This window comes from Ruegeria sp. O5 (assembly GCF_056535105.1).
On sequence record NZ_JBQERN010000036.1, the window covers coordinates 1 to 8,262 of the forward strand.

General features: G+C 56.1%; 5 protein-coding genes and 1 pseudogene. 4 read left to right on the forward strand and 2 right to left on the reverse strand.

The window, feature by feature from the left end; genetic code table 11:
• Positions 1 to 271: 271 nt before the first annotated feature.
• Complete coding sequence (locus tag ACR0M3_RS19790; RefSeq protein ID WP_480912377.1) at positions 272 to 1,207, reverse strand: LysR substrate-binding domain-containing protein; 936 nt, start codon at positions 1,205 to 1,207, stop codon at positions 272 to 274.
• A 239-nt stretch (positions 1,208 to 1,446) separates the two neighbouring features.
• Here ACR0M3_RS19790 and ACR0M3_RS19795 point away from each other — a divergent pair, with 239 nt between their 5' ends.
• From ACR0M3_RS19795 to ACR0M3_RS19810, 4 genes are all read left to right on the forward strand, one after another.
• Positions 1,447 to 2,397 carry an ABC transporter substrate-binding protein gene (locus ACR0M3_RS19795; protein ID WP_480912379.1) on the forward strand — a complete coding sequence of 317 codons (951 nt, stop codon included), beginning with the start codon at positions 1,447 to 1,449 and terminating at the stop codon, positions 2,395 to 2,397.
• Positions 2,398 to 2,479: 82 nt separating this feature from the next.
• The gene (locus tag ACR0M3_RS19800; protein ID WP_480774570.1) at positions 2,480 to 3,508 is read left to right on the forward strand and encodes a quaternary amine ABC transporter ATP-binding protein; all 1,029 of its coding nucleotides are present in this window, start codon (positions 2,480 to 2,482) and stop codon (positions 3,506 to 3,508) included.
• Entirely contained in the window at positions 3,508 to 5,490 is a 1,983-nt protein-coding gene (locus tag ACR0M3_RS19805; RefSeq protein WP_480912382.1) for an ABC transporter permease, read from the forward strand. Before ACR0M3_RS19800 ends, ACR0M3_RS19805 begins: the two co-directional genes overlap by 1 nt.
• A 14-nt stretch (positions 5,491 to 5,504) precedes the next feature.
• A complete protein-coding gene (locus ACR0M3_RS19810) occupies positions 5,505 to 7,904 on the forward strand; it encodes a trimethylamine N-oxide demethylase (RefSeq protein WP_480912385.1) in 2,400 nt (799 codons plus the stop codon).
• Positions 7,905 to 8,118: 214 nt separating this feature from the next.
• On the opposite strand, the pseudogene ACR0M3_RS19815 reads toward ACR0M3_RS19810, so the two are convergent.
• Positions 8,119 to 8,262, reverse strand: a pseudogene (locus ACR0M3_RS19815) (IS6 family transposase); the annotation flags it as partial.

Here is an 8,262-nt window from a genome sequence, read left to right on the forward strand (position 1 = left end):
CACTGGATATTCCAAGCTTCGCGCCGATCTCCTGGATCGGCTTCTTATTCGCTTCACGCGCAATTTCGATGTCGGATTTATAGCTCATTGGGTTTGGTCTCCCTGCGTGAGATAGTCTGGATTGGTCCGGCCAGAGCGACAAAACGCAGGGCCAGATTCGGGCAAAATTTTCTTTAAGGTAAATAAATATTCCCAAGGGTCAATACGTGAGTTTAAATACCCAAGGGATGTTCCCATACATCAAGTTAAGATTCGGGGGTTGCGACCAGGATCAGGCGTATCTTTTTCGACCTGCGCTGAGACCCAGCAACCAATCCTCGACGATGCGCTGTTCCGGGAAAGCTTTTTGAAGCGGCCTTTTCAGCAGGTAGTATCCGGATTGCGTTCGCACCGAAGCGTTCTGGACCGGCCTGACCAACGCGCCGCTCTCAAGCAAGGGGTCAACAAGATGGGCCCAGCCCAATGCAATTCCCAAACCATCGACGGCAGCCTGAACCGACAGTGGATAGGTGTTGAAAGCCACAGCTTGTTCCATCGCTGAGGTGGAAACACCGTTACCGCTGAACCATGTACGCCATGTCATCCACTCCGCATGGCTGCTGGTGACTTCAATAAGGTCCAGTTCCGGCAGCGCGGAAAGAACTGCCGCATTGGGGTTGCTTCTGAGGTACTCGGGGCTGCAAACCGGAAACACTGTTTCTCCGAACAGAAGCTTTGCTTCGTATCCCGGCCACTCGCCATCTCCACGCAGTATTGTCAGGTCCATGGAATCCGAAAGGCATTCTGCGTCACTGTCCGAAGACACCAGCGAAATACGGATACGGCCGTTGGATTTGTTGAACTTGTGCAGTTGTGGCATCAACCACAAAGACGCGACAGAGTTTGTCGCGGAAATCGACACCTTGTTGGCCTGATGCTTGGCCAGCATCTCACGGCTGACGTCCCGCATCTGATCCAGAGACCTCTCGACAGTTGCCAACAGAATGGCACCCTGTTGCGTCAGTGACACCGAACGGTGACCCCGGACAAACAATGGCACATCATAATGCTGCTCCAGCAGGCGCACTTTGCGGCTGATCGCGGTTTCCGAGATGTTCAGCACCTTACTGGCCTGCACAAAGCTTTGCGCTTTTGCCGCGGCTTCAAACGCCAACAAATAATCAAGCGGAGGAAGGACTTTCCCTGTGACTGATGTTTTCTTTGGCATTTACAGGACTTTTCCCGATCTGGACGCGGCCACACGCAAAAACATTCATGGTCACCCGTTGCCGTCTGAACGGGCAACCGACTGTTAACATAGTAAAAAGTTGAGTTTGCCTCAAGATTTTATGGTCAACGCCCCTCAAATTTCTTTTCTGCATTATGAGCGATTCTAGGCAAAATGCACAAATTCGCGGGCCGGAAGAGCCCCTTTGACAAAAAATGAACCTCACTCAGGGAGCGAACATGAAACTTACAAACCTCCTTTCCGCAGCAACCTTGGCGGCAGTAGCGGGAACCGGGGCGATTGCCGAAGACAGCAGCGACCCGATTGTCATTCCAATTCACAACTGGTCCAGCCAGATCGTGATGTCCAACGTCGTCGGTCTGATCTTCGAAGAGATGGGCAACAACGTCGAATATGTCACCACCGACAGCCAGGCGGTTTATGAATCGGTCCGCTTGGGCGACGTCGCGCTTGAGATGGAAGTCTGGGAAGGCGCGTTTGGCGCATCCTACCGGGCCGCTCTGGAAAAGGGGGGTTTGCATGACGCGGGCGATCATGATGCCGTCACGCGCGAAGATTGGTGGTACCCGATGTGGACCAAGGAATCCTGCCCGGGCCTGCCTGATTGGAATGCACTGAACGACTGCGCGCACCTGTTTGCCACGGCCGAGACCGGGGATAAGGGCCGGTATCTTGATGGTCCGGTAGACTGGTTGAAACATGGTAAGGAACGCGCCGAAGCGCTTGATCTGAACTTTACCGTGATCAATGCGGGTTCCGCCGCAGCGTTGTGGGCCGAGATTGGTGCCGCCGAGGCCGACAAGACCCCGGTTCTTGTATTCAACTGGACGCCAAACTTTGCCGAAGCCGTCTGGCCCGGTGAGTTTGTAGAGTTCCCTGCATGGGAAGACGGCTGCGACAAGGATCCTGCCAAGGGTCCGAACCCGGACGCGCTGTATGATTGTGGCAACCCGGCAAGTGGATATCTGAAAAAGGCGGCTTGGGATGGCATGAAGGACAAGTGGCCAGCCGCGTATTGCGCCCTGACCCAGATTTCTTTCACCAACCCTCAGATCGCGGAAATGGCAAAGCTGGTCGACACTGATGAGCTTGAGCCGGAAGAAGCGGCAGAGGAATGGCTGGAGGCCAACCGTGCCGTTGTTGCCCCCTGGATCAGTGCCTGCAGTTGATAACGGCTACGTATAATGAATCTGGCGCGGCCTTGATCGTTTTGTGATCCAGGGCCGCGCTCAACAAGAAAGAAAAGCAGCCATGTCCGCCATCGCGCCTGTCATATCAGCCAAGAATGTCTGGAAACTGTTTGGACCCTCGCCCGAGAGCTATCTGAAGTCCATGCCGGCAGGCCGCAGTTTCGACGAGATCCGTGAGGATGGGTATATCGCCGGGGTCAAGGATGTCTCGATCGAGGTTGGCCGTGGCGAGATGCTTGTCATCATGGGGTTGTCAGGATCGGGAAAATCCACGCTGGTGCGGTGCTTTTCGCGTCTGCACAACATCACCGGAGGCACGATCGAAGTAGACGGTCAGGACATCATGAAACTCAGCGAGCGCGACCTGATCGAATTGCGCCGCAACAAGATGGGGATGGTGTTTCAGTCCTTCGGGTTGCTGCCGCACCGCACGGTTCTGGACAATGTCGCCTTCCCGCTGGAAATGCGTGGGCAGGATCGCCACGACCGGCGCGAACGCGCTTTGGAGGTCATCAAGCTGGTGGGCCTTGAGGGCCGGGAAGAATACTTCCCACGGGAATTGAGCGGTGGCCAGCAACAACGGGTCGGTATCGCCCGGTCGCTGGCTATCGAACCGGATATCTGGTTTCTGGATGAACCCTTCTCGGCGCTTGATCCGCTGATCCGCCGTGAAATGCAGGATGAATTCCTGCGCCTGCAAGAGATGCTGGGCAAAACCATCGTCTTCATCACCCATGATTTCGACGAGGCGCTGCGTCTGGCTGACCGGATTGCTATCATGCGTAACGGTGCGGTCGAACAATGCGATACTCCGGATCAGATCGTGATGAACCCGGCGACCGAATATGTGGCGAAATTCACCGAGGATATCGACAAGGCCCGCGTGGTGCATGCGAAAGGGCTGGCAAAACCGGTGAACGGCCATACCCTCGAAGGCGCGCCGATCAATGGCGGATCAACCATTCATGAACTGGCCCGGGTTCTGGTCAATGACAAGCGTATCCTGCTGCCGGTTGCGGATGAAACAGGCGTTGTCACCGGTGTTCTGGATCGCGATGCCGCGTTGAACGTTCTGCTCGGAGCCGAATGATGGCGACACTGTCCACCGAATTACCGGACACGGCAGACGGTGCGTGGGGGCGCACCAGAGTCCTTACCGCACTTCTGATCACCGCCTTTGCGCTGATCCTTGCCAAGGCGGTCGGAATTCTCCCTGAATGGTTGAACCGCATTCCCGAGGCAGCAATCCCGCCGACGGCGCAGGTGCTGGATGCGATCTTCAATTTCATCCAAAATGACCTTGGTCTGATCTACGTGACCCGCTTTATCGCCGAAGGCCCGTTGGAATTCCTGTTGGATATGTCGACCAACCTGCTCGAAGGCAAGCGCCGCTGGCCTTATCTGGGCCCAATCCCGTGGTCAGCAATCGCTGCTGTCGCTGCTGTTGTGGGCTTTGCCGTGGGGGGGTGGCGGCTGGCGGCTCTGGGTGCGGGTACGTTCATCTGGACCGCTGCAATCGGCCAGTGGAACATCGCCATGCAGACCATGTCTGTCATTGTAGTGGCGGCACCGCTGGCGTTTGTGCTGGGCCTGGTGCTGGGCATCGCCGCCTGGAAGTATGGCCGGTTCGAGCGGGTGCTGAAACCCATCCTGTCCGTTCTGCAAACCCTGCCTTTCTTTACTTATCTCTTGCCAGCAGTGATCTTTTTCAAAGTCGGACCAACTGCAGGAGCCGTAGCAACAATCACCTTTGCCATCCCGCCGATGATCCTGATGACCACACTGGGTCTGAAGAAAGTCAGCCCCGAAGTGATCGAAGCCGGCCAGATGTCTGGATGTACACGCTGGCAAATGCTGCGGCATGTATACGTCCCAGCCGCCCGCACCGAAGTGCTGGTAGGTGTCAATCAGGTGATCATGCTGTGTCTGGCAATGGTGGTTCTCACCGCCTTTATCGGCATGCCGGGCCTTGGAGCCAAGTTGCTTGCAATGATGGGCAGCTTCAAACTTGGCCGTTCGTTTGAAATCGGCGTGACCATCGTTCTTCTGGCGGTCATGCTTGACCGGATGTCGAAGGCCTGGGTCGTCAAACAGCCCATTCATTTCGAACGCGGAACGCCATGGTGGAAACGGCACCGGATTCCGCTAATCGCAGTGGGTCTGTTCGTCGGGTTCACCCTGTTGTCGCAAGTGTTTCCGATCCTGGCTGAAGTTGGTCGCAAGCAGCATCTGAGCCAGGGAAAGGAAATCGACGATGTGATCAAGTCGGTTTTGGCCTTCGATGTGATCAAAGGGACAACCGAATGGCTGCGCTGGTTCCTGAACGTAAAAGTTCTGATCCCGTTTCGTGATACTTTGCTTGCCATTCCGACACCTGCGTTCATCCTGCTGGTTGTCTCCTTTGCTTATTGGATCGGAGGCCGCAAACCCGGTATCTATGCTGCGGTGTTTTTTACAATCGTCGCGTTTTCCGGCTGGTGGGATCGCTCGGTCATCACGCTCTATACAGTGATTTCAGCGGTTGTGTTGGCAACTCTGATCGGTATCCCCTTGGGCGTTGTCGCAGCTCGGTCCAAACGCTGGTCCAAGAGTATCCTGCTGGCCTGCGACACTGCGCAAACCTTCCCTAGCTTCATCTATCTGATCCCCGCGATCATGCTGTTCGGCGTCAATGACGTGGCGGTCGTGTTTTCCATCCTGATCTTCGCCGCCGTGCCGCTGATCCGCTATACCATCATCGGTCTGGGAAGCGTGCCGCCGGAAATGACCGAAGCCGCGGATATGTCTGGTTCGACGCGCGGACAAAAACTGATGTCAGTACAGTTTCCACTGGCGCTGCCGACTATGGCCGTCGGGTTCAATCAGGCCATCATGTTCGCGTTCTTCATGGTCATTATCGCCGCGTTCATCGGCACGCAGGATCTGGGGCAGGAATTGCAGCGAACCCTGGCAGGCACCGAATTGGGCAAGAATTTTGTACTGGGTCTGAACGTGTCTCTGATGGCGTTGACCTTTGATATGGCAATCAGCAGTTGGGCCGAAAAGCGCAAGCGCGCTTTGGGGCTGGATTAACCGGAGTTGTTCAGATGAACGTCAAACCCTTGTTTGAGGTACCGTTCGAACGCAGCGGGGTGCTGGCTCCTGGTCTGCCCATCCTGCCGCATGGCACAGAACGCCATCCGGTTCCCGCAATGGGATCGCGCGCCGTTCCGGTGTCCCAAGGGGACACGATCACATTGCTGGATCGCGATGGAATGCAGCCCGCTGAGATGGTATTTTTTGCCCCCGACCGAAGCTCGGACGCGGCGATGCTCGGCGCGCGGGGACACGGGTGTCCCGACGGGGTGATCGCAACGCTGGCAAACGGTTCCGCTTCGGGCCGGAAGGTTCTGCGCGCGCTCGAGGCTGCGGGGTTTGACATCGGGCAGGGCGACGCAATCCGCGCTTTTGTCGAAGGCTCGCGCCCCGGCGACATGGTGCATTTCGTGGCGGAAAGCGATGGTCTTCTGATCGTCGCCGCACCCGGCGAGGCGATGCGCCCGGAAAACAACAACCCTCCAACGGATATCATCCTCTATATTCAGCGTTCCGCGCCGGGTCTGGAAAAGCCGGGTGTTGGCGCGCCTGAGCCGTTGGCCGACCCTCTCAGGGACATCAACATTCAACCGGGAAACGCCATATCTTATGAGGTCAAGGCTGGAGAATTCATCCAGATCTTGGATATTCGCGGCCGCGAATGCTCGGATTTTCAGGCCTTCAGCCGCCGGGCGCTGGATCAGGGGATCGAGCGCGAAATCGATCCGACGACGACCCGCAGCCTGATGGGTAGCCTGTACCCGCAACCGGGGATATTTTCGAAATACTGGTCCGTCGATCAGGAGCCCTTGATCGAAATCGTGCAGGACACTTGCGGTCGTCATGACACGTTTGGCCTTGCTTGTACGGCGCGGTACTACGAAGACCTTGGCTATCCCGGCCACGTAAACTGTTCGGACAATATTAACAAAGATCTGGACCAGTATGGCATCAAGCCGCGCGGCGGCTGGCCTGCGATCAACTTCTTTTTCAACACGATGCTGGATGACGCCAATGCCATTGGCATGGACGATCCCTGGTCGCGACCGGGTGACTTCGTGTTGCTGCGCGCGCTGACCGATCTGGTCTGCATCAGCACGGCATGTCCCTGCGACATTGATCCGGCAAACGGGTGGAACCCGACCGATATTCAGGTGCGAACGTACAAGGCGACCGAGGATTTTCAACGATCCTACGGCTATAGAAAATCTGCGGAGGCGGATGTGGAAGAAACCAAGAAAACTGCTTTTCACGACTGCTTTGCGCGGCATACCCGTGATTTCGTCGAGTATAACGGCTATTGGCTGCCGAACACGATGACCAATCATGGTGCGATTTCTGAATACTGGGCCTGTCGGGACAAGGTTGCCGTCATGGACCTGAGTCCTTTGCGTAAATACGAAGTTGTCGGACCCGATGCAGAAGAGCTGATGCAGCTATGCGTGACCCGCAACATGAAAAAGCTAAGCGTCGGTCAGGTCGTCTATACCGCAATGTGTTATGAGCACGGCGGGATGATTGACGATGGCACCGTCTATCGTCTGGGTGAGACGAACTTCCGCTGGATCGGCGGGAATGACACCAGTGGATTGTGGCTTCAGGAACAAGCGCGAAAACGCAACTTGAATGTCTGGGTTCGCAATTCGACGGATCAGCTGCACAACATCGCGGTTCAAGGGCGGCACAGTCGCGACATTCTCTCCAGAATTTTCTGGACACCCCCACAGCAACCAACGATTGACGAACTTCCATGGTTCAGACTGACCGTTGCACGGGTCGGAGATGTGCGCGGAACATCTGTCGTGATCTCCCGAACAGGGTATTCCGGTGAGCTTGGATATGAAATCTTCTGCCATCCCAAAGATGCAGTGGAAATCTTCGACCGAGTCTGGGAGGCAGGTCAGGATTATGGGATCACGCCGCTGGGCCTTGGGGCACTTGATATGCTGCGGATCGAAGGGGGCCTGATTTTTGCCGGGTCAGAATTCGACGACCAGACGGACCCGTTTGAAGCCGGCATCGGTTTTACCGTGCCGCTGAAATCAAAAACCGACGATTTCATCGGGCGGGCAGCAATCGAAGAACGCAAGGCGCACCCCCACCGAAGGCTGGTTGGTTTTGAAATCGAAGGCGGCGTCGTCCCGTCACCCGGCGACTGCGTCCGCGTCGGAAAGGCGCAGGTTGGAGCGATTACCAGCGCAATGAAATCACCCGTTTTAGGGAAAGTCATCGCTTTGGGTCGGATTTCAGTTACCCACGCGACAATTGGGGCAGACATCGAAATTGGGCAATTGGACGGCCAACAAAAACGGCTGAAAGCCAGGATCGTTCCATTCCCTCATTTTGATCCGACAAAGGAACGTGTGAAAGGGATATACTCAGAAACCACGGTTTCGGACGCAGCAGAGTAGTTGACCAAGAGGGCCGGGCTTGTGATTTGGCCGGGCACCGTAAAGGGTTCTGTTGCAAACTTTTGACTATTGACGCGCTCGAATGCAGACGGTGAACGGTCGCCGGTGTATTCACTCGAGAACCAGTCCATGATTTATTTCAAAGGCGCGCAGTATCCGAAACGGTGTTGTCACGTTAACGTCCGGTCGACGAGGGAATGCTGATGGTCGGGATTCAAGCGGCTCGAGTGGCAGCATTCAAGGCTTCGAATGCCTCGAGGCGGTGATAACGGATTGTTAGTGCGGAGCGACGACGTGCCGGGACGCGGAAGCAATTTCTAACGGCTGATGGGTGGTTACGAACCGCTGCAAACCTCCT